Source organism: Actinoplanes oryzae, from assembly GCF_030757795.1.
GTDB lineage: Bacteria > Actinomycetota > Actinomycetes > Mycobacteriales > Micromonosporaceae > Actinoplanes.
The window spans coordinates 1-22070 of the sequence record NZ_JAUQWH010000118.1 but is presented as its reverse complement, the minus strand read 5'-3'; the positions used below and the strand labels follow the sequence as shown (position 1 = coordinate 22070).

The window sequence follows — 22070 nt, the reverse complement described above, 5'->3', positions numbered from 1 at the left end:
ATCTCCTATCAGACGGTGCGGTAGCGGTCGACGGCCACGACGGCCATCCACCCGAACAGGGCGACGACCCCCGCGCAGAAGGCGAGGACTGGTCCGGCGCTGCCGCCGCCGGACGCGATGCCGGCGAAGGTGAGCAGGAAGAGGACACCGACAGCCACACTGGCGCGGGCGAAGGTGCGCCGTCCGGCACGGGCGTACCGGCGGGCCAGCACGAAGCAGGCGGTCACCGCGCACAGGAAGCCGATGCCGGAGGTGGCCAGGTGCAGCAGGCCGTGCCAGGAGACCTCGCCCGGCCCGTCCGGGGTGCCGGCGGGAAACCCGTCGTGCGGGTCGGCGCGGAACGCTGCGGCACCGATCATCCCGAGCCCGAGGACGGCGATCAGCCGCGGCGCCCAGGCGCCGGCCGCCGCGCGGGAGAGCCCGGCGGCGAAGGCCACCACCATGAGGCCGGTGAGCGCGAGGTTGGCGGTCTGGATCCAGCCGTACGAGCCGGTGGCCAGCACACTCCACTCGTGCCGCCGGAAGTCGAAACCGTCGCGCAGCAGTCCCTGCGCCACCGAGGTGATCACGTAGCAGGGTCCGGCCAGCGCGCCGTAGCCGAGCAGGCTCCGGGTGACGCGGGCGGCGGTGTCGTTCTCACAAGCCTGGGATGGTGTCATGCCCAGCCCTCGAACGGCCCCGGCCGGAATCGACACGGCGGGCCCGGAAACTTGTCGGCGTTGCGCGCCGCAAGGTTTCGGGCTCAGCCGGTGATGGCGCGCGCCCAGGGCAGGACGAGGCGTTCGACCGCCGCGATCAGGTAGAACAGGGCGACGCTGAGCAGGGCCAGCAGGACGATCGCGGCGAAGGCCAGCGGGGTGTCGGCGGAGGTGCTGGACAGGGCGATCACCGAGCCCAGCCCGACGTCCGGGTTGTTGATCTCGGCGACGACCGCGCCGACGACGGCCAGGGACACCGCGACCTTGAGGCCGACGAAGATCTGCGGCAGGGCCCAGGGCAGGCGCACCCGCAGGTACGTCTGCCGGCGCGAGGCGGCCAGCGAGCGCGACAGCTCGGTCAGCTCGGCCGGGGTGGCCGTGAGCCCGGCGGCCGAGGCCAGCACGACGGGGAAGAACGAGATCAGCACCACCAGCACGATCTTGGGCCGGGCGCCGAAGCCGAGCCAGACCACCAGCAGCGGGGCGATGGCGACCTTGGGTACGGCGTTGAGCGCCACCAGCAGCGGCAGCAGCGCCCGTTCGACGGCGCGCCACGTGGTCAGCGCCACGGCGAGCACGATCCCGGCGGCCGCGGCGATCGTGAAGCCGGCCAGGGTCTCCAGCAGCGTCCAGCCCAGCGAGGTCGCCAGGTAGCCGGGCTCGCGGCGGCAGGCGGCGACGATGTCCGGCGGCGAGGGCAGGAAGAACGCCCGGATGCCGAGCGCCTCGGTGACCCACCACCACACGGCGACGACGGTGAGGGCCGCGATCGCCGGCGAGAGCAGGTCCGCCCACCGCCGGCCCTCGCGCCCGGGCGCCGGCGGCTGCTCGCGGGCGACGGGCGGATCCTCGACGCGGGTCACGGCCGCCGTCCCGGCGCCGCGGGGACGAAGGTGCTGGTCATGGCCGTGGTCCCGGCGCCGCGGGGACGAAGGTGCTGGTCATGGCCGTGGTCCCGGCGCCGCGGGGCCCGGAGGCGCCGGTCATGGCCGGCGGCCCAGGACCGAGTGGACGACGTGGCCGCGGACCACCACGCGCGGGTCGTGCATGAGCGCGTCGACCCGGTCGAGGTCGGTGTCGCTGAGCCCGGCGGCGCGCAGCCCGGCGCGCTGCTGGGCGATGTTGACCGCGTTGAGCAGCGCCCCGGGCGTGCCGCCGGGCCAGGAGCGGGCGTGCACCACGGTGTCGACGCCGGTCAGGCCGGCCTGCAGCATGGCGGCGTGCACGCGCAGCGCCCAGTACGGGTCGTTGCCCAGCGCCGGCAGCACGGTGTCGATCAGCGTGTCGTAGTAGCGGTCGTAGGCGAGCCGGTCGGCGGGGGCGGGGGCGGCCAGCATGGCGTCGCGGTAGCTGCCGGTGGCGAACTCCTCCAGCAGCAGCACCCCGCCGGGGGCCAGCGCGGCGGCCAGCCGGGGCAGGATCTGCTCGCGCTGTGGCAGGTGGGTGAGTAGGAACCGGGCGTGGACGAGCTGCCACGCGCCGGCGGGCAGGGGCTCGGTGACCAGGTCGTGGCGCAGCACCCGGTAGCCGGCGCCGGCGTGCAGGTGCCGCACGTTGAGGTCGGTGGCCAGCACGTGCGCGCCGCGCCCGGCCAGCCACGCGGCGATGCTGCCGCCGCCGGCGCCCAGCTCCAGGCAGCGCCATCCGCTCAGGTCGCCGAGCGCGGCCAGCCGGGAGGTGGTCAGCTCGTCGAACATCGCCGCCAGGTGCCGGTGGCGGTCGGCGGCCTGCGGGTCGTCGTTGTCGAAGGCGTAGGTGCCCGGTGCGGTGCTCATGCGCCGGGGGCCAGGCTGAAGTCGGCGACCTGCTCGGCGCGCAGCCCGGCGGGGAACAGCCCGCCGTTGACGAGGACCTCGATGGTGCGGGTGACGCGCTGCTTGTCCAGGGCGCCGAGCGGCTGCCCGGCCGGCGGGGTCGTGTAGGGCGCCATGAGCGTCACCTCGCCCTTGGCGGCCTCGACGGCCGAGGCCGGGTTGCGCCGGTGCACCAGCTCGGCGGCCTCGTCGGGGTGTGCGCCGGCGTACTGCAGGCCCTTGAGGGCGGCGTCGCGGAACCGTTTGACCAGCTCGGGGTCGCCGGTGGCGCGCTCGGCGGTGGTGATCAGGGCGTTGCCGTACAGGTCGGGCAGCAGGTCGCCGTAGGGCAGGACGGTCATGGGCTTGCCGGCGGCCTTCTCGATGCCGGGCCGGCCGATCAGGAAGGTGCTCAGCGCGTCGACGCGCCCGGCGGCCAGCAGGGCGGGGACCTGTTGCGGGGCGGCGTTGACCCAGGTGACGCTTGCCGGGTCGATGCCGGCGGCCTTGGCGTACGCGGGGAACAGCAGCTGGTTGACCGAGCCGGTCGCCGCGCCCAGCGTGGTGCCGGCCAGGTCCTTCGGCGTGCGGATGGGCCCGTCGGCGGGGGCGATGATCGACACCAGGGTGCGCTGGTGCAGGATCGCGAAGGCCCGGAAGTCGCGGTACTTGTTCTGCCCGGCGAGGATGATGGCGCCGACCAGGTCCAGGTCGATGATGTCGGCCTGCCCGGCGGCGAGGGTCTTGAGGTTCTCCCCGGTGGCGGCGCCGAGCTTGATGTCGACGTCGAGCCCGGCCTCGGCGAAGTAGCCCTTGTCCTGCGCGATCCAGGCGAAGGCGTCACGCCCGGCGGCGCCGAACGCGGTCAGATAGGTGATCTTGGTGAGGGTGCCGCCGGAGGCCGCGGCGCCCGGGGTGCCGGTGTCGTCGCCGCAGGCGCTCGCGCTCAGGGCGAGGAAGAGGATCAGCAGGAAGGTGCGTGCCCGGCCCATGGGGGCCTCCCGTGCGAGTAGGCAAGATCCAGGCATCGAAGTCTACCGATCAACTGCCCACTGTGGAGTCCCGTATCCGACAGGCCCGGGCGTTCAGGGCCGGTCGAGCACCGCGCGCACCAGGTCCAGGGCCGCGGCGGGGGTCAGGCCCAGCGCGCTGGTGCGCCGGGCGTACTCCTCGGCGGCGGCGCGGGCCGCGGCGGGGACCCCGGCGGCCGCGGCGGTGACCACCGTCCCGGCGCGCCCGTGGGTCTCGACCAGGCCGGCCTGCTCCAGCTCGCGGTAGGCGCGGGCGACGGTGTTGACGGCCAGCCCGAGCGTCTCGGCGAGCCGGCGCACCGGCGGCAGGCGGGTGCCCGCGGCCAGCTGCCCGGCGGCGGCGAGCTCGGCGATGCGCAGGCGCACCTGCTCGTACGGGGGCACGGGCGAGCCGGCGTCGATGGCGATGTCCACGCGGATCCTCTCAGGTCAGCCGCGGCGGGGTGTTCCCGGCGGCGAGCACGGCCCGGCGCAGCGGGACCGCCGCCAGCAGGATGCCACCGGCGACGAAGAACACCACCAGCGACACGAGCCCGATGCGGTAGCTGTTGGTCAGCTGGTAGACCAGGCCGAACGCGAGGGGGCCCAGCCAGCTGGTGCCCTTGTCGCCGATCTCGTAGAAGCCGTAGTACTCGCCCTCGCGCCCGGCGGGGATCAGCTGGGCGTACATGGAGCGGCTCAGCGCCTGGCTGCCACCCATGACCAGGCCGATCGCCGCGCCCAGGGCCATGAACGGCACCGCGGCGCGCTCGGGCAGCCAGAACGCGGCCAGGATGACGCCCAGCCAGGCGGCCAGGGCCAGCAGCACGGTCCGCTTCGCGCCGATACGCCCGGCGAGCGCGCCCAGCAGCAGCGCGCCGGCGAAGGCCAGGAACTGCACGATGAGGATCGTGACGATCAGCACCGACTGGCCCAGGTGCAGCTCCTCGGTGCCGTACTGGCTGGCCAGGCTGATGACGGTCTGGATGCCGTCGTTGTAGACCAGGAACGCGGCCAGGAAGAACAAGGTCAGCGGGTACGCGCGCAGCCCGCGCAGGGTGTGCCCCAGCTGGCGGAACCCGTCGGTGAGCACATTGCCGCGCCGCTCGGGGGTGTCGGCGGGCGGGTGCTCGCGCAGGGTGCGCAGCGGGATCAGGGTGAACAGCGCCCACCACACGCCGGCCGACACGATGCTCCAGCGGGCCAGGTCCAGGGTGCGCTGGTCGTCGCCGTCGACGCTGAACAGGGTCACCGCGACCAGGTTGAGCGCCAGCAGCAACCCGCCGCCCAGATAGCCCAGGGCCCAGCCGCGGCTGGACACCTTGTCGCGTTCGTCGGGCCCGGCCAGGCGGGGCAGGAACGAGTTGTAGACCACCACCGACGCGCCGAGCGCCACGTTGGAGATCACCAGCAGGATGCCGCCGAGCAGGTAGCGCTCGCCGGTGACGAACGCGAACGCGGCGGTGGCGGCGGCCCCGGTGAAGGCGGTGGCGGCCAGCAGCGGCTTGCGCCGCGCCGCGCGGTCGGCGATCGCGCCCATGACCGGCAGCACCAGCACGGTCAGCAGCACCGACAGCGACACCATGTACGGGAAGAAGGAGCCGGCGGCGACGCTGATGCCCAGCGGATGGACCCGGCCGGTGCACTCGTCGGCGCCCAGCGCGCACCCGGCGGCCTGCTCGGTGACGGTGGTCAGGAACGGCCCCAGGAACACCGTCACCACGGTGGTGGAGTAGGCCGAGCAGGCCCAGTCGTAGAAGTACCAGCCGGTGCGCTCGCGGCGGGTGCTGTGCGGCTGTGTGGTGGCGGTCACCGCGGCATGATCCCACTCAGGCCTCGGGGTGCCACCAGCGGGCCAGGGCGGAGGCGGCCGGGTCCTCGGAGCCGGCGAGCGCGGCCCAGGGGTCGGCGGCCGGGGGCAGCTCCTCGGCGGCGTACGCGGCCAGGTCGTGGGCGCTGACCGGGGCCGGGGCGGCGTCGATGGGCGTGACCGTGCCGAGGCTGCCGGTGTCGATCCACGGCCATCCGTCGACGGGCTCGGGCAGCGCGCCGACGTCGACCTGCGGCGGGAACACCGGGTCGGGCAGGCCGGGCTCGGCGACCGCGTCGGGGTCGGCGCCGACCGGGCCGAGGGTGTGCGCGCCGGTGACGTCGACGATGTCGTGGTGGATCTCCGGCTCGGGGGCCGGCTCGTCCCATGCGGCGCTCTCGTCGTGGTGCTCCACCGGCGTGAGGTCGTGGTCCGGCGGCTCCGGGTCGTCGTAGGCCAGGTCGTGGTGGCCAGGATCGTCGTCGGCGGGCAGCTGGGGGTCGCCGGGGTGCTCGAACCCGCCGTCGCCGTCGCCGTCGCCGGGGTCGTGGTCGAAGTGCGCCCAGCCGTGCTCGTCGCTCATCGGGTCTCCTCGGGGATCGGTGCGGACGCGGGCGCCAGGGCGCGGGCCCGGGCCAGGACGTCGTCGGCCTGCCGGGCCTTGTCGCGGATGCGCTGCAGTTCGGCGGCGGCCGCGGCGCGGCGCTTCTGCCGGCCGGCGGCGTCGGTGGCGGCGGCCGCGTCGATCTCGGCGATGTGCGCGTCCAGGTCGCGCAGGCGTCGCTCGACCGCGTCGTCGACGGCCACGCCCAAGGCGTACTGCAGGTCGGTGAAGCGGAACGAGATCTCGTCGGTCAGCGCGGCGCGGGCCTCGGCGAGCACGTCGCGCAGCCAGGTGCGGGCCTGCTGGCGGTCGGTCTGCACCCGCCGGCGGTACAGCACGTAGCCGCCGGCGGCCAGGCCGAGGCCGAGCCCGGCGACGGGGACGAGCAGCCCGCCGGCCACGGCGCCGCCGACCCCGGCGACCGAGGCGCCGAACAGCACCCCGCGCCCGGCCATGACGGCGATCCCGCCGGCGGACAGGGCGATGAGCATGTTGTCGCCGGAGCCGTCGCGCGGCGCGCGGGTGTCCAGGCTGTGCCGCAGGGTGGCGTTGAGGCGGGTGAGCAGCCCGTCGAGCTCGCCGGCGTCGAACACCTGGGCCAGGACCCGCTCGCCGATCTGGCGGAACGTGTCGCGCAGGTCCTGCGACAGGGTCACGGCCAGGGCGTGCAGCTCGGTGTCCAGCTCGTCGGGCAGGGCGGCCAGCCGCGCGCCGCGCCGGGCCTCGATGCGCTCGGCGAAGTCCTGCTGCAGGGCGCTGACGCGGGTGCGTAGCTGCCCGACCGCCTCGACGCGGGCGCGCTGGGTCTCGGTGTTGAGCAGCAGCGCCCACTGCCGGGACTCGGTGCGTTTGCGGGCGGCCAGCGCGCTGCGCTCGGCGCGGGCGCGGGCGGTGCCGGCCGGGTCGGCCTCGGCGGCCTCGGCCCGCGAGCGGGCGGCCTGCTCGAGCCGGTCCAGCTCGGCGCGGGCGGCGCGCAGCACGTTGGCCAGCTGCAGCTGGTGGCCGTGCCCGGCGAGCTCGACCAGGGCGTGCTGCAGGGCGGCGATGTGCGAGGCCTCCACCAGCGGCGCCTGCTCGGCGGCGCCCAGGGCCAGGGCCTGCTCGGCGAGGCGGGCCGACACCGGGAACCAGGGCGCCGCGGCGAAGCGGGGGGCGTGGGCGCGCAGCAGGGCCCGGTTGTCCTCGGCGATGCGCCGCCACCCCGGGTAGCCGTCGACCTTGCTCAGGGCGAACACGACCAGGTCGACGCGTTCGCCTGCGCGGGCCAGGAACTGCAGCTCCGGCTGTGACAGCGGCGCCGAGGCGTCGGCCACGAACAGCAGGGCGGTGGCGCGCTCGACGGCGTCGAGGGCGACGGCGGTGTGCGCCGGGTCCAGGCCGCCGACGCCGGGGGTGTCGAGCAGGGTGACGTACTGCAGCAGGGGTGCGGGGTGGGTGATCTCGATGCGGCGCGGGCCGCGCTCGGCGCCGGGCAGCACCGCCCGGCCGGTGGCCCACGCGTCCAGCTGCCGCGGGTCCAGCTCGAGCGGGGTGTCCGCGCCGGGCACGAACGCCTGGGCGGCGAGCGCGGGCCCGGGGGAGAAGTGCAGGTAGGTGGCGGTGGCCACGGCCGCGTCGACCGGGGACAGGCCGGGCACCCCGAGCAGCGCGTTGACCAGGCTGCTCTTGCCGCGCTTGGTCTCGCCGACGACCACGACCGACGGGCGGGTCAGCCGGCGGCGGCGCAGCTCGGCCAGCTCGGCGCCGGCGTCGGGGTCGGCGGTGCGCACGAAGGCCAGGGCGTCGGCGACCGTGCGTTCCAGGGCGCCCTGCAGGTCGCGGGGGGCGCTCACCGGCCGGCCTCCTGCCGGGCGAGCAGGTGGAACCCGCGCTGGGCGACCTGCGCGACGCGGGACTGGGCGGGCCCGGCCCCGGCGACGGCGTAGACCCGCCACCGGTTGGCGGCCTCGACGGCGGCGGCGTGCAGCTCGGCGGGGCCCGCCTGGGGCAGGCGCAGGATCCAGCGGGCGTCGTCGGAGGTGGCCAGGCGCATCAGCTCGGTCTCCCACTGCTCGGGCAGGCGCACCTTGCCGGTGGCCACGCGCTGCGCGGCCTCCAGCAGGCGCAGCCGGTGGTAGGCGGGCTCGCGCAGCAGCCGCTCGACCAGGTCGCGCAGCTCGTCGCGGTCGCGGCGGTCACCGGTGTGCCCGGCGAGGCGTTCCAGCCGGGCGAGCGCCCAGCCGGCCTTGATCGCGTCGGCGCGCCAGCGCAGCACGTCACGCACGGTGGCCTGCAGGCGCGGGAACCCGGCGGCCGCGACCAGCCGGCGCATCAGCTCCCCGCCGGACAGGCCGGGCTCGGCGGCCAGCTGCGCCAGGCAGTAGCCGATGCCGTAGAGGTCGAGCAGGCTCAGCAGCCGCTCGCGCTGCGCCGCGCCGACCGGGGCGGGCCGGGAGCGGAACAGGTCGACCGAGGCCAGCAGCACCCGCAGCTGCGCGGCGTCGAGCCCGGCGAGCTCGCGCAGCGCGGCGAGGTCGGCGGCGCTCAGCCGGCCGGTCTGGGCGGTCTCGGCCAGCAGGCCGACCACGGGCACCACCTCCGACACGGTACGGGCCAGCAGCCGCGCCTGCTCGTCGGCGAGGGGCCCGGCCACCGGCCACGGGTCGTCCGCGCCGCCGACCAGCGTGTCGACCTTGCCGAACACCCCCAGCGCGTTGATCGGGCTCGACGCCAGCCGGGCCGAGGCCTGCCGGAACGCGTCCAGCGCCCGCACGTCGTCGGCGCGCACCGCCTGGGTGAACACGTAGACCACGGCCTCGGCGGCGGCGACCTCGGCGAAGGAGTCGGCGTCGATGTCGGCGCCGAACGGGCTGTGCGCGATCGCGGCGGACGCGCGCGCCGACACCTGCTCGTCGGCCGAGGACAGCCCCGGCGTGTCCACCACGGTCAGCTCGCGCAGCTGCTCGCTGGTCAGCGACACGTCCAGGTACGCCACCCGGGAGCCGGGCACCCCGAGGCGCTGCGGCAGCATGCCGTCCTCGCCCAGCGGCAGGCTGGTGCGGGTGCCGTCGCGCAGCACCACGTCGACCCGGTCGGCGCTGCCGTAGCGGAACCGCGTGACGATCCGGGTGCACTCCCCGGCGGCCGTGGGGGCCACCCGCCGGCCTATCAACGCGTTGACGAGTGTCGACTTTCCGGCTTTCAGCCGCCCGGCGACGGCCACCCGCAACGGCTCCGACAACCGCCGATGCACGTATCGCACCTGTTCACCGGCCTGCGGACCGACCCGGGCGAGGGCGTCGTCACAGAGCGTCGCGACCCGGGCGGTCAGGGGACCCACGGTCATGACTCGTCAGCCGAGCACACATTCAGCGAGAATGTGTCCACTGCGGCCGTCGTACCGGACAAGGGCGACCCCACTTCCCGTTCGCGGGCAGACCGGATCGCCTGCCGCACCACAGACTACGGACCGGGATGCACGCGCGACTCCCGTGTTCGTGCCAGAGCCGAACGCTGCGCTGGGGGCTGCAGCGGAATGGGGGCGTGCGTGGCACAGCGGGACCTGGCCGGTCTGGCAGCGGCACACCTGCGCCGACCCGGGCTCGTCGTGCTCACCGGCGCGCCCGGCGCCGGGCGCAGCACCCTGCTGCACGCCGTCGCCGGCACCGCCGCCGGGCCGGTGTTCACCGGCGGCGGGCTGGCCATGCTCGCCACCGTGCCCGCCCTGGCCCTGTCGCGCGCGGTCAAGGCCCGCCTGCCCGCCCACGACGTGCCGCTGCTGGCCGAGGCCGTGCGCTCGCGGGTGCGCGGCGGCCTGCTGGTGCTCGACGACCTGCAGCACACCGACCCGGCCACCCTGGCCGCCCTGCCGCACCTGGCCGCCCACATCCGCGTCGTCGCCGCCCTGCGCACCCCGCACCGGCTCGGCGAGGCCACCGAGCGGGCGCTGCGCGCGGCGGCCACCGCCTGGCTCGACGTGCCGCCGCTGACCGCCGACGAGGTCCTGGCCCTGGCCCGGCGCACCGCCGCGCACCTCAGCGACGCCGAGCTGGCCGCGGTCACCGCCCGCGCCGGCGGCAACCCCCTGGCCGTGGTCGCCCTGGCCCGCGAGGCCGGCACCGGCCGCGGCGCCGCCCCGGCCGGCGACATCGACCAGGTGGCCTACGCGATCGCGACCGCCCTGGCCGACCTGCCACGCCCGGCCCGCACCGCCCTGGCCGCGCTCGGGCTGCTCGGCCGGCCCGCCCCCGAGCGGCTGCTCGGCCCCGGCGCGGCCGCGCTGCGCGAGGCCGGCCTGGTAGCCGACGCCGGCGACGGCCTGGTGCCCGTGTCGGCCTACGTCGCCGAGACCGCCGCCGGGCTGCTCGACGGCGACTCCCGCCTCGAGCTGCACAAGGCCCTCGCCACCCTGACCACCGGCTTCGAGGCCGCCCGGCACCTGGCCGCCGCCGGCGACGCCGAGGGCGCCTACCGGGCCGCGTTGGCCGCCGCCGACCGCACCGGCGGCGCCGACCGCGGTGAGCTGCTGCTGTTCGCCTGCGAGCTGCCCGGCGTGCGGCCCGACCCGCGGGTGCGCCTGGCCGCCGCCGACGCGCTGCTGGCCGCCGGCCGCCCGCACGCCGCCGCCCGGGTCCTGAGCACCGCCACCCCGCTGGGCGTCGAGGCCGACGTGCTGCGCGGCGAGGCCCTGCTGCAGGCCGGTGACCCGGCCGCCGCCCGCGACGCGGTGCGCCCGGTGCCCGACGCGGCCGCCGCCGGGGTCGTCGCCGCCCGCGACCGGATCCTGCTGCTCGCCGACCTGGCCACCGACCCGGGCCCGGCGCTGGACACCGCGGAGAAGATCGCCGCCCGCCACGGCAGCCCGCCGCCCGGGGTGGCCGCCGCGCTGGCCGCCGTGCGCGCCGCGCACCGGGTGCCCGGCTGGGAGGACGCGCTGGCCGCCGCCGGAGCCGCCGGGGCCGACCCGCTCACCGGGCGGTGGAGCGCCTGGCTGCTCGTCGAGCACCTGCTGGCCGACGCCCGCCCGGCCGAGGCCGCCGCCGTGGCGCGCACCTCCGCCGCCGCGGCCGGCGACGCCCTGGCGTACAGCTGGCAGACCCGCTTCTTGGCCGTGGCCGACTGGGCGCAGCTGCTGCACGCCTCGGCCCCCGACGACGTCGTGCGCCGCAGCGGCAACCTGGCCGACCGCACCCTGCCCGACGACGCCCTCGGCTACGCCCTGGCCGCGATCGCCCTGGCCGAGGCCGACACCGGGCTGCTCGCCGCCGCCCGCGCCCGGCTCGCGGGCACCACCACCCATCCCGCCGCCGCCTGGGTCGCCCGCGAGGCCGCCTGGCTCGACGGGCAACCCGACCGGGCCGCCGCGAGCCCCGCACCGGCCGCGGCGGGACTGCTCGCCGGGCTCGGGGAGATCACCTCGTACTGGGCCGCCCACGACGCCGGGATCCCCGCACCCGCCGCGACCGGCACCGCCCTGCCGGCCCCCGCGGCCGGCACCCTCACCGCCTGGGCCACCGGCACCGGATTCACCGCCGCCGCCGACACCTGGGACGGCAGCGTCCTGCGCGAACGCATCCGCTGCCTGCTGGCCGCCGGGCTGCTCGAAGCCGACGCGCCGGCCGCCGTCGACGCGCTGCTGGCCGCCGAGCAGCTCGCCGACGCCGCCGGGCTGGTCGTGCTCGCCGGCCGCGCCCGCCGCGGGCTGCGCCGCCACCACATCCACCGCGACCGGCGCAGCCCCCGCTCCGGCAGCAGCCTCACCCGCCGCGAGCTCGACGTGCTGCGCCTGGTCGCCGCCGGCGAACCCACCCGCCGCATCGCCGGACAGCTGGGCATCTCCACCGAGACGGTCGACACCCACATCCGCGCCGGCATGCGCAAACTGGGGGCCCGCACCCGCACCGAAGCCGCCGCCCTGGCCCTCACCCAGCTCGACCCGGCCCCCGCCGCGCCGGGCCGGCACCGCCCACCCGGAGACGCCGAGGTCCCCGCCGCCCGAGCCGACCGTGAGGATCGCCGGTGAACCGACAGACTGACGCCCCCCGCCACGTCGTCGCCACCACCTCCGACGCCGACACCGTGCTGCGCCGCTACGCCCGCGACGGCTGGAGCCTGCGCGAGGGCTTCGCCCTGCCCGACCCCGCCTGGGACGTCAGCGGCGACCGCCTGGTCCTGCACGGGCGCATCGGCGACCACGACACCCTGCAGCTGGCCGTGCTCGCCGCCGCCCGCGGCGCCGGCATCGTCGCCGTCTGCGACACCACCACCCCCGTCGGCCGGGCCCTGGTCGACGACCTGAGCCGGCTCGGGCCCGTGCAGACCGGCGCCGCCGCACCCGTGCCCGCCCCGGCCGCGCTCGCCGACGGCGACGCCCCGGTCGTGCAGCTGGTCGCCGAGCAGCGCGCCCTGCTCGACCGGCTCGCCGCCGGCGACACCATCGCCGCCGCCGCGGCCGCCGAGTTCCTGTCGCTGCGCACCGCCAACCGGCGCATCGCCGAGGCCCGCGCCCTGTTCGGGGTCCGCACCACCCGCGAGGCCGTGCTGGCCTACCTGCGCCAGCGCGGCCCGGGCAGCCTGCCCACCAGCGGCACCTCCTGACCCTCACACCACCGGCGCGCGCCCGGGCCGTAACGCCGCCAGCTCGGGCGCCTGAGCGCCGTGCACGATCTCGGCGGCGATCAGCCCGGCGGCCGCCGGGGCCAGCGTGATCGCCGAGTGCATCACGGCCACGTACACGCCCGGCGCCACGGGACCGATCAGCGGCAGCCCGTCGACCGGCATCGGCCGCACCCCGACACGCGCGCTCAGCAGGCGTACGTCCTCGGTGCCGAAGGCCGCGACCAGCCGGCGGCGCACCTGCTCGGCGTCCGCACCCACCGCGGTGGGCACCAGCAGCGTGCCGTCGGCGGCCTGACGCACCTCCAGCCCGGGGGAGTCCACCAGCGTGCGCACCAGGCCGGGCGGCGCGGCGAAGCGCATCAGCACCGCCGGCGACGGCCGCACCGGCAGATCGATCCCCAGCGGCGCGCACAGCCGCGCCGTGTCCACCCCGGCCGCCAGCACCACCATGTCCGCCGCGGGAAGAGAAGACACCGCCGTCCGCTCGTGCACCCGGGCACCCGAGGCCCGCAGCAGCGCCCGGGTCACCGCCACCGGGTCGACACTGCCATGATCCGCCAGATGCACCGCCCGCCCGGGAACGTCCCGCAGCCGCGGCTCCAAGGCACGGACCCGCGCGGCGCCGATCACCTCACCCCGCAACGGCCCGCCCCACGTCAGCGCGCCGTGCCAGCGCACCCGCACACCCGGCACGTCCCGCTCCCAGCGCCGCCAGCCGGGCAGCACCTGCCGGCGCAGCGGCGTACTCGCATCCGGCGGATCACCCTCACGCGGGCCACCGATCCACGCGAACGACTGAGCCGTCACCCCCGAACCCGGCGACGAGCGCTCCAGCACCGTGACCGCCGCCCCCGCCCGCCCCAGCTCGTACGCCACGGCGCAGCCCACGATGCCCGCACCCACCACAGTGACCTCCACGCGCCCACTGTGCCGCAAATCGGTGGCCGCCATGACCCCGCGACCCCTAGCCTGAGCCACCATGAGCTCCCGCACGATCCGAGTCACCGTCAAAGGCGCCTTCGACGCCCTGACCGCCGGGCAACGCGCCGCCCTGCTCGCCGACGCCGACCAGCACCAGGTGACCGACGCCGCGTTCACCACCGAGGGCACGATCACCTACGACATCGCGGCCCGGCCGTTCTTCACCTTCCGCTACGCCGCGACCGCCGCGAGCGAGGAGGACATCCCGGCCGTCACCGCGGCCGCGTCCGCCGCCGCCGTGACCTGGCTCGAGACGCGCGGGTACGCGTACAAGAACCTCAGCACCCAGACCACCGACCTGTCCCAGGTCCCCCTCGGCCCGCGCGGGCGCCGGCTCACCCCTCGCTGAGGAAACTCTCGATCGCCTCGACCACCAGGGCATGGTCGTCGGCCTGCGGCAGACCCGACACGGTCACCACACCGACGACCCCGACCCCCTCCACCCGTACGGGGAACGCGCCCCCGTGCGCCGCGAAGTCCGCCGGATCCACCCCGAACTTCGCGTCCAGCTGATCACCCTTGGCCGCCAGCCGCCGCCCCACCAGGTACGACGACGCCGCGAACCGCTCCACCACCCGCACCTTGCGCGCGATCCAGTGATCGTTGTCGGCGGTGCTGCCCGGCAGCGCCGCGTGGAACAACTGCTGCGTGCCGCGCCGGATGTCTACCGCGATCGCCAGGTCCCGGCCCGTGGCCAGATCCACCAGCAGGCTGCCCAGGTGCCAGGCGTCCGCGTTGTCGAACCGGCGGAACGTCAGCCGCCGCTCCTGCTCCTCGAGCCGCGCGATGAGATCATCTTCAGTCATGAGAACTTTATAGACCACGCCGGCGCCGCAGCCAGATCCCCGCGGCACCGATCATCGTCAACACGCTCAGCAGACAGCACACGGCCTTGAACACGAGCCCTCCCTCCGTCGCGGCGCTAAGGTCATTGCCGTGCGCCTGGGTACCTTCAATCTCCTGCACGGCCGCTCGCTGTCCGACGGCGTCGTCCACGCCGAGCGTATCGCCGCCGCCGTCGCCGACCTCGACGCGGACGTCCTCGGGCTGCAGGAGGTCGACCGCGCCCAGCCCCGCAGCGGCCTGCTCGACCTGACCGCCATCGCCGCCGACGCCCTGGGCGCCCCCGCCCACCGCTTCGCCGCCGCCGTCGTCGGCACGCCGGGGGAGACCTGGAAACCCTGGCACTCCGACGACGACAACATCAACCCGCTCTACGGCATCGCCCTGGTCAGCCGCTGGCCCGTGCTGCGCTGGCAGATCACCCAGCTGCCCGGCGCCCCGATCCGCTCGCCCGTCTGGGTCCCCGACCGCAAGCTGCTGCTGCTCAAGGACGAGCCCCGCGTCATGATCGCCGCCGTCGTCGACTCCCCGGCCGGGCCCATGACCGTCGCCAACACCCACCTGTCGTTCGTCCCCGGCTGGAACATCCGCCAGCTGCGCCACGCCGTCCGCGCCCTGCGAGCGCTGCCCGCCCCGCGCGTGCTGCTCGGCGACCTCAACATGCCCGTCGGACCCGTACGCGCCTTCACCGGCTGGCGGGCCCTGGCCAAGGCCAGCCCCACCTACCCCAGCCCGGCACCCAAGGCCCAGCTCGACCACATCCTCGCCGACCCGCGCGGCGGCGACACCCTGGGCACCGTCCTGCAGGTACGCACCCCGGCCGTCGACGTCTCCGACCACCGCCCCCTGGTCGTGCACCTCGGCCAGCCTCACACCCTCAACTCGTAGAGCTCCTCCAGCCCGTCCTCCTCGTCCCACTGCTCGCCGACGCGCTCGAAGCCGAAGGGCGCGACGGTCGCCAGGGACGCGGCGTTGGCGGGGGAGATGCTCGCGCGCACCACCCGTACGCGGGGATCAGCCTGCGCCCGGCCGATCAGCTGCGCCAGCATCTGCCGGGCCAGCCCGCGGCGCCGGAACGCCGGATCGGTCGTGTAGCCCACCTCCACGCGCCCGTCGGCGTCCGGCGGGCCGTGAAAGCCGGCGTGCCCGACCACCTGCCCGTCGCTGACCGCCGCCCGCGCCACCCACTCGCCGGCCGCGGGATCCTGCTCCACCTGCTCGGCGCGGATCTCCCACAGCCAGCTCTCGGTCATCAGCCACGGGGACAGGGGATGGCCTGCCGCCGCGCTCGCCCTGGCCAGGTCGCCGGCGATCATCGCCCGCATCGCCGGGACCGGCAACACCACGAAACTCATCACGCCAAGATCCTAGATGTGCCCGCAACCACATTGCGCGCAACTTAATTGCGCACAACAAAGTTGTGCACTACCGTTCTCGGCATGGGAGAGACCACCGGCCTCGAAGGCATGATCTGCTTCGAGCTCTACGCCGCCTCCAGAGCCATGACAGCCCTCTACCGGCCGGCCCTCGACGCCGAAGACCTCACCTACCCCCAATTCCTCGCCCTGCGCGTCATCAACGACCGCGGCACCCTCACCGTCGGCGAACTCGGCCGCGTCCTCGGCCTCGACAGCGGCACCCTCTCACCCCTGCTGCGCCGCCTCGACCAACGCGGCCTCACCCTGCGCGGCCGCGGCGAAAGCGACCAGCGCAAGGTCTGGACCCAACTCAGCCCCAAAGGCCAGCTCCTGCACGACCGCCTCGCCGACCTGCCCACCCGCCTCGGCTGCGCCCTCGACCTCACCACCGAGGAATTCACCACCCTCAGCACCCTGCTCGGCAAACTCCGCAGCAGCGCCACCACCAGCACCATCAGCTGACACACCCAGGAGACCCACCATGACCGTCCAGCCCGCCTACACCGCCTCCGCCACCGCCACCGGCGACGGCCGCTCCGGACACACCCGCAGCAGCGACGGCGTCCTCGACCTCGACCTGTCCGTCCCCAAGGAGATGGGCGGCCCCGGCGGCGCCCACACCAACCCCGAGCAACTCTTCGCCGCCGGCTACGCCGCCTGCTTCCACGGCGCCCTCAAGCTCGTCGCCGGCAAGCGCAAGATCCAGCTCACCGACACCGCCATCACCGTCGACGTCGGCATCGGCGACAACGGCCAGGGCGGCTTCGGCCTCGTCGTCACCATCGAAGCCGAACTCCCCAGCGTCGACGAGACCACCGCCCACGAACTGCTCGAGGCCGCCCACCAGGTCTGCCCCTACAGCAACGCCACCCGCGGCAACGTCGACGTCACCCTCACCCTCGCCTGATCACCCACCGTTTCCCCAGATCAGACCCGGGAAAGGAACACCCATGCCATACGTGAGCACCACCAGCGACGTCGAACTCCACTACGAAGACTTCGGCACCGGCGACCCCGTCGTCCTCATCCACGGCTGGCCCCTGTCCGGCCGCAGCTGGGAAAACCAGGTCCCCGCCCTCATCGCCGACGGCAAACGCGTCATCACCTACGACCGCCGCGGCTTCGGCAAGAGCAGCCAGCCCTGGGACGGCTACGACTACGACACCTTCGCCGCCGACCTCGACGCCCTGCTCAAACACCTCGACCTCACCGGCGTCACCCTCGTCGGCTTCTCCATGGGCGGGGGAGAGGTAGCCCGCTACCTCAGCACCTACGGCACCGACCGCGTCCGCCGCGCCGTCTTCGCCGCCGCCGTCCCGCCCTACCTCTACAAGAGCGACGACAACCCCGACGGCGCCCTCGACGACGCCACCATCAAACAGTTCCAGGAAGGCATCACCGCCGACCGCATCGCCTTCGTCGACGGCTTCGCCGAGAACTTCTTCAAAGCCGGCCGCACCTCCAAGGTCAGCGACTCCCAGGTCCGCTACGCCCAGGAACTCGCCCACCTCGCCAGCCCCAAGGGCACCCTCGACTGCGTCGCCGCCTTCGGCCTCACCGACTTCCGCGGCGACCTGCAGAAGATCACCATCCCCACCCTGGTCATCCACGGCGACAGCGACGCCATCGTCCCCTTCGAGAACAGCGGCAAGCGCACCGCCGACACCATCCCCGGCGCCCGGCTCGTCGTCATCAAAGACGGCCCCCACGGCATCAACGCCAGCCACCCCGTCGAGTTCAACGAGGCACTCCTCGCCTTCCTCAACAACTAGACCAACCTCCCCAGCGCGCGGTTCGTACGGTTCGCCTGTACAGCCGCGCGCTGCTGCGCCGCCGTCACCTCGATGTAGCCCTGCGACGTCGACAACGACGCATGCCCCAGCAACCGCATGATCTCCGACGCGTTCGCCCCGTCCTCCGCCAACCGCGTCGCGAACGTATGCCGCAACGCATGCAACTGCGCACCCCGCGGCACCCGATCACTGACCTCCGCACGCCGATAACACGACTGCACCAGATACTGCAGCCCACCCCGGCGCAGGGGAGCACCCCGGCGATCCACCAGCAACGCGTCATCCGGGCGTACGCGCCCGAACCGCACCCGCCGCGACTGCACATACCGCTCCACCACCGCATCCAGCTCCGGCTCCACCGGCACCGACCGCGGCCGCCCACCCTTGCCCGCCACCTCCAGCCGCCGCTCACCCGCACGCCCCAGCACCGAACCCGCCCGCAGCGCCAGCATCTCCGACAACCGCAGACCCGCACACAACGCCAGCGCCAGCACCGCCACATCACGCTCCGGCCACGGGTCACGCTGCCGCTCGTCCGCCCGGTTCACCGCCTCCAGCAGCTGCTCCGGAGTGTCCTCACCGCGCAACGGCTTGGGGGAGGGCTGCACGAAACGCGGCTTGCCCACCGCCGGCATCGGATTGCCCGCCACGATGCCCTCGGTCACCAGGAACCCGAAGAACGAGTTCCAGCTCGACCACGCCCGCGACACGGAGGAGGGGGCCCGGCCCGCCGCAAATCCGGCGAAAGCCGCCCGCAGCGCGCGGGGGGAGAGGTCGTCCAGCGTGACGACGCCGTCCGGGTCGAGCTGGGAGAGCACCGCCTGCAGATCCCTGCGGTACGCCATGAGGGTGTGCTCGGACGGCTTGCGCACCGCCCGGGCGGCGAGGAACTCGTCGACCAGCTCGCGGACATCGCTTTTGTCATGCATAAGGGATATTATGCAGCATTTGTCCGGGTCTCGGGAGGGGCCTCCGGGTCGGGGATCGCCGGCACTTCGCGTGGCTTCCTTGCCGCTTCCGACCCGCCGCCACCCGCCAGCACGCGCCGGCACGCGTTCGCGCATGCGCTGCCTTCTCTGCCGCCTTTGTCGCGTGGTTGCCGTTCGGCCCAGAAGCAGGCTGCGGGCGCGGGCTGCCAATCTTTGTGATCTTGGCAGTTCGCTGCTTCGGTGCCAGAGCGCGTTGGCAGCGCCCTCCGGGGGGGCCGTTTCTGCGGCCTCCTCGCGCTCAGGTTGACATAATGTCAATTATCGACCAGATAGGGACGCTGCGGAATCGGGCGTGTTCCGGGCCACGCTCGACCCGGCCGGGTCCGCGCTGCTCGCCGCACCTCCTGCGCCGGCGACACTGCTTCGGCGCCTGAGCCTTGAGGGGTCTGATCGATGCGAGCGGCGGGGTCTACGGCAGGATCTCGGTCGGGTCGTCGGGCGCTGCGCCGGTGGGTCGGAGCGGTTTTGTCGGGGGCTGCTGGTAGAACTGACGGCGTTGGAACACGTGTTCGAGAGGGGTGGAGATGGCAGCGGCGGGCACAGAGGTGCGGGGTCTGGGCGTCGAGGAGCTGGAGGCGATCCGGGAGCAGCTGGCGGCCGGGCGCAAGCCGCGGGTGATGTTCACCGAGGCGGCGGGTCAGATCGCGGGTCAGGTCGGCCAGGTGGTAGGGCTGACGGATCCGGCGGAGTCGGACGAGTGGGTGGTGGTGCGCTTCGGCAAGGACGAGTTGCCGTTCGCGCCGGCCGATCTGCGGGTGCCGCCGAAGGGTGGGGTGAAGAAGGTGGCTGCTCCCCCGGTGCCCGAGGTGCCGGCGCGGGTGGAGCCGGAGTTCGTGCTGGACTCCCCTCCCCCTGTGAAGGCGGCTCCGGCTGCGGACAAGGGTGTGCCGGAGGGTGAGGCGGAGCGCAAGGCGGTGGCTCCGGCACCGCGTAAGGCCGTGAGCAAGGCGGCGAAGCCGAAGCCACCGCCGGGGCTGACGGTGACGCTGGCTTACACCGACGGTGAGTGGACGGTGGCGGCGAATCAGGGGTCGAAGGCGCTGGCGAAGCCGTATGTGATCCGGCCGGCCGAGGCGATGCGCATGGTGGCGCTGGTGGATGTGCCCGGGGTGCAGGAGGCCGTGGAGCAGATCGTGGCGGCGGAGCGGGCGGAGGCGGAGCAGCAGGCGGAGAAGTTGCGGGCGGAGCTGGCCGAGATCGAGGCGCGGTTGCAGGAGTTGCGCGACGCGGGTTGACGGTTCTCCCCCGCTGTGGCGTGGGTTGCCGGTGGTCGGCCGTGCGGGCCGACCCGGTCGACGACCCGGCCCCCGGCCCGGCCGCTCCGCGTACCCCGGTGCGCGTGGCGCGTCGCTCGCCGGTGGGTGGCGTCCGGCCCGTGTGGCGTGTCGTTTCCCGCCGCGTCCGGCGTGGGCGCGCTGTGGGGCCGGCGGGAGCGCCGTCGGCTTGTCCTGGTGGCACGGGGGTGGTGCTCGGTGGGCGTGAGCCGGGGTGCTCATGATCGGGCGTGTCATCATGGCGGGTCCGGAGAGAGACGGGCGGGCCGATGGAGACGCTGGTGGGCACCCCTGGGGGCACGCGGTGGCGGGTGCCGGTGGTGTGGCGGTGGCTGCTGCGCTTGTCCCGGGTGATCGTGCCGTTGATCTGCCGGGTGCGGGTGTCGGGGGCGGTGCCGGTGGAGCTGCGCGGTGGGCCGGTGATTCTGGCGGCCAACCATGTGAGCCCGGTGGATCCGATCGTGATGACCGCGGCGTGCAGCAGGGCGGGGATCGCGCCGCGGTTCATGGCGACGGCGGGGTTGTTCGATGCGCCGGTGGTGGGCTGGGCGATGCGGGCGTCGGGGCATCTGCGGGTGGATCGGCACACGGCGCGGGTGGCGGAGGCGTTGCCGGCGGCCGTCGAGGCGTTGCGGGGCGGGGCGATGGTGCTGGTCTATCCGGAGGGGCGCATCGGGCTGGATCCGTGGATGTGGCCGGAGCGGGGCAAGACCGGGGTGGCGCGGATGGCGGCGTTGTCGGGTGCCGTGGTGGTGCCGGTGGCGCAGTGGGGTGCGCATGCGGTGCTGCCCTATGACTCGCCGCGCCGGTTGGTGCGGTCGGTGCTGCGGGCGATGTGGCGGCGGCCGGTGGTGCAGGTGCGGTTTGGGCAGCCGGTGGACTTGTCGGGGCTGGAGGGGTCGGCGGGCGCGCGGGCGATGCGGGCGACGGATCGGATCGTGCAGGCGATGACGGATGTGCTGGTGCCGTTGCGGGGCGGGGAGCTGGAGCTGCCCCGGTTCGTGGACGGGACGCGCCCGGTGGACATGTCCCGGGTCCGGCGCCCCTCCCCCACGGTCTGTCCGTAGTCGAAGCCCCTCATGGGCCGCCCGTGGTCGGGGCCACCCCACGGACTGCCCGCGTGGTCAGGGGCATACGCACCGGCGACACCGTCCCCGGGGCTCGACCCTTGGACGCCCGTAGGCTGGGCTGCTCGCGGGGCGCGGTGCTGGGCGATGTCGGCGGGGTGCCAGGCGTCCGCGTTGTCGAACCGTCGGAACGTCAGCCTTTCCGGCTACAGTCTGCCGGCATGATGGATCCCGAGATCCTGGCGTATTACGAGCATGGGCTGGAACAAGGGCGATTGAGTGCCGATCAGCGGCGGATCGAGTTCCTGCGGATCTGGGACCTGCTGGAGCGGCATCTGCCCACGGCGCCTGCACGAGTGCTGGATGTAGGCGGCGGAGCCGGCGTCTATGCGCTCCCGCTCGCCGCGGCCGGATACGAGGTGCACCTGATCGACCCGGTGCCGCTGCACGTGGAACAGGCCGAGGCCGCTTCCCGCGCTGCGTCCGCCCCGTTGGCCAGGACGGCTGTCGGAGACGCGCGGGCGCTGGACGCCGAAGATGCCTCGGCGGATGCCGTCCTGCTCCTCGGGCCGCTCTACCACCTGACAGGCAGGGACGATCGGATCAAGGCGCTGCGGGAGGCGCGGCGGGTTCTTCGGCCGGGCGGTGTGGTCCTGGCGAAGGCGCTGTCCCGGTTCTACCCGCTCTTCGAGGACGTCGCCCTGGGCACGCCGGTCGAGCGCGACGAATTCGACAGGACCAGCACGTTCCTCGCCGACGGGCAGTACCGCAATCCTGGTGGCGACCCGGCTCAGTTCACCACGTCCTACTTCCACCGGCCTGAGGAGTTCGCTGCGGAAGTGCAGGAGGCCGGACTGGAGATGCGCGCGCTTGTCGGCGCGACCGGCAGCGTCAAGCTGTTGCCGCAACTCCCCGAGCGGCTGAACGAACCCGAGCAGCGCAAGCGGGTTCTCGACCTGCTGCGACTGCTCGAGAGCGAGCCATCGATCCTCGGGATGAGCCAGAACTTCGTCGCCATCGGTCAGGCACCCAGCGCACCCTGAGCCCGGCCGCACTCTCGCCCGAGAGCCGATCATGCTGATGCGCAGCGGTCACGAGCATCATCCACCCGCGGCGAACGGCACCGCGAGCTGGGCCGGCTAGGCGGGATCAGCCGTACGCAGCAGCGAGTGCCCGGGAGCGCGCCCGGGCTG

23 protein-coding genes are annotated in these 22070 nt (G+C 74.6%); 10 read left to right on the top strand and 13 right to left on the bottom strand.

Annotation, left to right across the window (positions count from 1 at the left end):
* Positions 1–8 precede the first annotated feature (8 nt).
* The 9 genes from RBH18_RS30490 to RBH18_RS30450 all read right to left on the bottom strand — a co-directional run bounded on the left by RBH18_RS30490 (position 9) and on the right by RBH18_RS30450 (position 9240).
* Positions 9–659, bottom strand: a complete 651-nt coding sequence (locus tag RBH18_RS30490; RefSeq protein WP_306213908.1) for a DUF998 domain-containing protein — start codon at positions 657–659, stop codon at positions 9–11.
* Between the two features lie 83 nt (positions 660–742).
* Positions 743–1561, bottom strand: a complete 819-nt coding sequence (locus tag RBH18_RS30485; RefSeq protein WP_306213907.1) for an ABC transporter permease — start codon at positions 1559–1561, stop codon at positions 743–745.
* Positions 1562–1681: 120 nt separating this feature from the next.
* Positions 1682–2473 carry a class I SAM-dependent methyltransferase gene (locus tag RBH18_RS30480; RefSeq protein ID WP_306213906.1) on the bottom strand — a complete coding sequence of 264 codons (792 nt, stop codon included), beginning with the start codon at positions 2471–2473 and terminating at the stop codon, positions 1682–1684.
* Positions 2470–3483, bottom strand: coding sequence for an ABC transporter substrate-binding protein (locus tag RBH18_RS30475; RefSeq protein ID WP_306213905.1), 1014 nt, complete (start codon positions 3481–3483; stop codon positions 2470–2472). The genes RBH18_RS30480 and RBH18_RS30475 overlap by 4 nt, the downstream gene beginning before the upstream one ends.
* Before the next feature lie 93 nt (positions 3484–3576).
* Positions 3577–3936, bottom strand: coding sequence for a GntR family transcriptional regulator (locus RBH18_RS30470; protein ID WP_306213904.1), 360 nt, complete (start codon positions 3934–3936; stop codon positions 3577–3579).
* A 10-nt stretch (positions 3937–3946) separates the two neighbouring features.
* Positions 3947–5314: an MFS transporter gene (locus tag RBH18_RS30465; protein WP_306213903.1), complete on the bottom strand. Its 1368-nt coding sequence runs from the start codon at positions 5312–5314 to the stop codon at positions 3947–3949.
* A gap of 16 nt (positions 5315–5330) precedes the next feature.
* Complete coding sequence (locus RBH18_RS30460; RefSeq protein ID WP_306213902.1) at positions 5331–5894, bottom strand: hypothetical protein; 564 nt, start codon at positions 5892–5894, stop codon at positions 5331–5333.
* Positions 5891–7747: a dynamin family protein gene (locus tag RBH18_RS30455; RefSeq protein ID WP_306213901.1), complete on the bottom strand. Its 1857-nt coding sequence runs from the start codon at positions 7745–7747 to the stop codon at positions 5891–5893. Before RBH18_RS30455 ends, RBH18_RS30460 begins: the two co-directional genes overlap by 4 nt.
* Complete coding sequence (locus RBH18_RS30450) at positions 7744–9240, bottom strand: dynamin family protein (protein WP_306213900.1); 1497 nt, start codon at positions 9238–9240, stop codon at positions 7744–7746. Before RBH18_RS30450 ends, RBH18_RS30455 begins: the two co-directional genes overlap by 4 nt.
* 201 nt (positions 9241–9441) lie before the next feature.
* Here RBH18_RS30450 and RBH18_RS30445 point away from each other — a divergent pair, with 201 nt between their 5' ends.
* On the top strand, positions 9442–11916 hold the full coding sequence (locus RBH18_RS30445; protein ID WP_306213899.1) for a LuxR C-terminal-related transcriptional regulator: 2475 nt from the start codon (positions 9442–9444) through the stop codon (positions 11914–11916).
* Positions 11913–12491 (top strand): LuxR family transcriptional regulator, encoded by a 579-nt coding sequence (locus tag RBH18_RS30440; protein WP_306213898.1) that lies wholly within the window; start codon positions 11913–11915, stop codon positions 12489–12491. The genes RBH18_RS30445 and RBH18_RS30440 overlap by 4 nt, the downstream gene beginning before the upstream one ends.
* 3 nt (positions 12492–12494) lie before the next feature.
* Here the strand turns inward: RBH18_RS30440 and RBH18_RS30435 are convergent, their stop codons facing one another.
* The gene (locus tag RBH18_RS30435) at positions 12495–13430 is read right to left on the bottom strand and encodes an NAD(P)/FAD-dependent oxidoreductase (protein WP_306213897.1); all 936 of its coding nucleotides are present in this window, start codon (positions 13428–13430) and stop codon (positions 12495–12497) included.
* Between the two features lie 61 nt (positions 13431–13491).
* Here RBH18_RS30435 and RBH18_RS30430 point away from each other — a divergent pair, with 61 nt between their 5' ends.
* Positions 13492–13842 (top strand): DUF6204 family protein, encoded by a 351-nt coding sequence (locus tag RBH18_RS30430; RefSeq protein ID WP_306213896.1) that lies wholly within the window; start codon positions 13492–13494, stop codon positions 13840–13842.
* Here the strand turns inward: RBH18_RS30430 and RBH18_RS30425 are convergent.
* A complete protein-coding gene (locus tag RBH18_RS30425; protein WP_306213895.1) occupies positions 13829–14299 on the bottom strand; it encodes a heme-degrading domain-containing protein in 471 nt (156 codons plus the stop codon). The genes RBH18_RS30430 and RBH18_RS30425 overlap by 14 nt on opposite strands.
* A gap of 130 nt (positions 14300–14429) precedes the next feature.
* Between RBH18_RS30425 and RBH18_RS30420 the strand changes: the two genes are divergently transcribed.
* Positions 14430–15224 carry an endonuclease/exonuclease/phosphatase family protein gene (locus RBH18_RS30420; protein WP_306213894.1) on the top strand — a complete coding sequence of 265 codons (795 nt, stop codon included), beginning with the start codon at positions 14430–14432 and terminating at the stop codon, positions 15222–15224.
* Here RBH18_RS30420 and RBH18_RS30415 read toward each other — a convergent pair.
* The gene (locus RBH18_RS30415; RefSeq protein WP_306213915.1) at positions 15206–15691 is read right to left on the bottom strand and encodes a GNAT family N-acetyltransferase; all 486 of its coding nucleotides are present in this window, start codon (positions 15689–15691) and stop codon (positions 15206–15208) included. The two genes, RBH18_RS30420 and RBH18_RS30415, sit on opposite strands and share 19 nt — an antisense overlap.
* An 84-nt stretch (positions 15692–15775) precedes the next feature.
* On the opposite strand from RBH18_RS30415, the gene RBH18_RS30410 reads away from it, so the two are divergent.
* The 3 genes from RBH18_RS30410 to RBH18_RS30400 are packed head-to-tail and all read left to right on the top strand — an operon-like array spanning position 15776 to position 17526.
* Complete coding sequence (locus tag RBH18_RS30410; protein ID WP_306213893.1) at positions 15776–16216, top strand: MarR family winged helix-turn-helix transcriptional regulator; 441 nt, start codon at positions 15776–15778, stop codon at positions 16214–16216.
* Between the two features lie 19 nt (positions 16217–16235).
* Positions 16236–16661 (top strand): organic hydroperoxide resistance protein, encoded by a 426-nt coding sequence (locus RBH18_RS30405; RefSeq protein WP_306213892.1) that lies wholly within the window; start codon positions 16236–16238, stop codon positions 16659–16661.
* Between the two features lie 43 nt (positions 16662–16704).
* Positions 16705–17526: an alpha/beta fold hydrolase gene (locus RBH18_RS30400; protein ID WP_306213891.1), complete on the top strand. Its 822-nt coding sequence runs from the start codon at positions 16705–16707 to the stop codon at positions 17524–17526.
* Here RBH18_RS30400 and RBH18_RS30395 read toward each other — a convergent pair.
* Positions 17523–18476 (bottom strand): tyrosine-type recombinase/integrase, encoded by a 954-nt coding sequence (locus RBH18_RS30395; protein ID WP_306213890.1) that lies wholly within the window; start codon positions 18474–18476, stop codon positions 17523–17525. The two genes, RBH18_RS30400 and RBH18_RS30395, sit on opposite strands and share 4 nt — an antisense overlap.
* Before the next feature lie 584 nt (positions 18477–19060).
* Between RBH18_RS30395 and RBH18_RS30390 the strand changes: the two genes are divergently transcribed.
* The 3 genes from RBH18_RS30390 to RBH18_RS30380 all read left to right on the top strand — a co-directional run bounded on the left by RBH18_RS30390 (position 19061) and on the right by RBH18_RS30380 (position 21920).
* On the top strand, positions 19061–19771 hold the full coding sequence (locus tag RBH18_RS30390; protein WP_306213889.1) for a hypothetical protein: 711 nt from the start codon (positions 19061–19063) through the stop codon (positions 19769–19771).
* A gap of 308 nt (positions 19772–20079) precedes the next feature.
* On the top strand, positions 20080–20877 hold the full coding sequence (locus RBH18_RS30385; protein ID WP_306213888.1) for a lysophospholipid acyltransferase family protein: 798 nt from the start codon (positions 20080–20082) through the stop codon (positions 20875–20877).
* 221 nt (positions 20878–21098) lie between these two features.
* Positions 21099–21920, top strand: a complete 822-nt coding sequence (locus RBH18_RS30380) for a class I SAM-dependent methyltransferase (RefSeq protein WP_306213887.1) — start codon at positions 21099–21101, stop codon at positions 21918–21920.
* Positions 21921–22070 lie beyond the last annotated feature (150 nt).

What these genes read in the sequence shown, in the direction of transcription:
- RBH18_RS30425 (WP_306213895.1), bottom strand. Translation starts at nt 14,299, where the DNA reads ATGACTGAAGATGATCTCATCGCGCGGCTCGAGGAGCAGGAGCGGCGG.
- RBH18_RS30415 (WP_306213915.1), bottom strand. Translation starts at nt 15,691, where the DNA reads ATGAGTTTCGTGGTGTTGCCGGTCCCGGCGATGCGGGCGATGATCGCC.
- RBH18_RS30410 (WP_306213893.1), top strand. Translation starts at nt 15,776, where the DNA reads ATGGGAGAGACCACCGGCCTCGAAGGCATGATCTGCTTCGAGCTCTAC.
- RBH18_RS30400 (WP_306213891.1), top strand. Translation starts at nt 16,705, where the DNA reads ATGCCATACGTGAGCACCACCAGCGACGTCGAACTCCACTACGAAGAC.
- RBH18_RS30395 (WP_306213890.1), bottom strand. Translation starts at nt 18,476, where the DNA reads ATGCATGACAAAAGCGATGTCCGCGAGCTGGTCGACGAGTTCCTCGCC.
- RBH18_RS30480 (WP_306213906.1), bottom strand. Translation starts at nt 2,473, where the DNA reads ATGAGCACCGCACCGGGCACCTACGCCTTCGACAACGACGACCCGCAG.
- RBH18_RS30430 (WP_306213896.1), top strand. Translation starts at nt 13,492, where the DNA reads ATGAGCTCCCGCACGATCCGAGTCACCGTCAAAGGCGCCTTCGACGCC.
- RBH18_RS30385 (WP_306213888.1), top strand. Translation starts at nt 20,080, where the DNA reads ATGGAGACGCTGGTGGGCACCCCTGGGGGCACGCGGTGGCGGGTGCCG.
- RBH18_RS30405 (WP_306213892.1), top strand. Translation starts at nt 16,236, where the DNA reads ATGACCGTCCAGCCCGCCTACACCGCCTCCGCCACCGCCACCGGCGAC.
- RBH18_RS30490 (WP_306213908.1), bottom strand. Translation starts at nt 659, where the DNA reads ATGACACCATCCCAGGCTTGTGAGAACGACACCGCCGCCCGCGTCACC.
- RBH18_RS30450 (WP_306213900.1), bottom strand. Translation starts at nt 9,240, where the DNA reads ATGACCGTGGGTCCCCTGACCGCCCGGGTCGCGACGCTCTGTGACGAC.
- RBH18_RS30390 (WP_306213889.1), top strand. Translation starts at nt 19,061, where the DNA reads ATGGCAGCGGCGGGCACAGAGGTGCGGGGTCTGGGCGTCGAGGAGCTG.
- RBH18_RS30475 (WP_306213905.1), bottom strand. Translation starts at nt 3,483, where the DNA reads ATGGGCCGGGCACGCACCTTCCTGCTGATCCTCTTCCTCGCCCTGAGC.
- RBH18_RS30460 (WP_306213902.1), bottom strand. Translation starts at nt 5,894, where the DNA reads ATGAGCGACGAGCACGGCTGGGCGCACTTCGACCACGACCCCGGCGAC.
- RBH18_RS30380 (WP_306213887.1), top strand. Translation starts at nt 21,099, where the DNA reads ATGATGGATCCCGAGATCCTGGCGTATTACGAGCATGGGCTGGAACAA.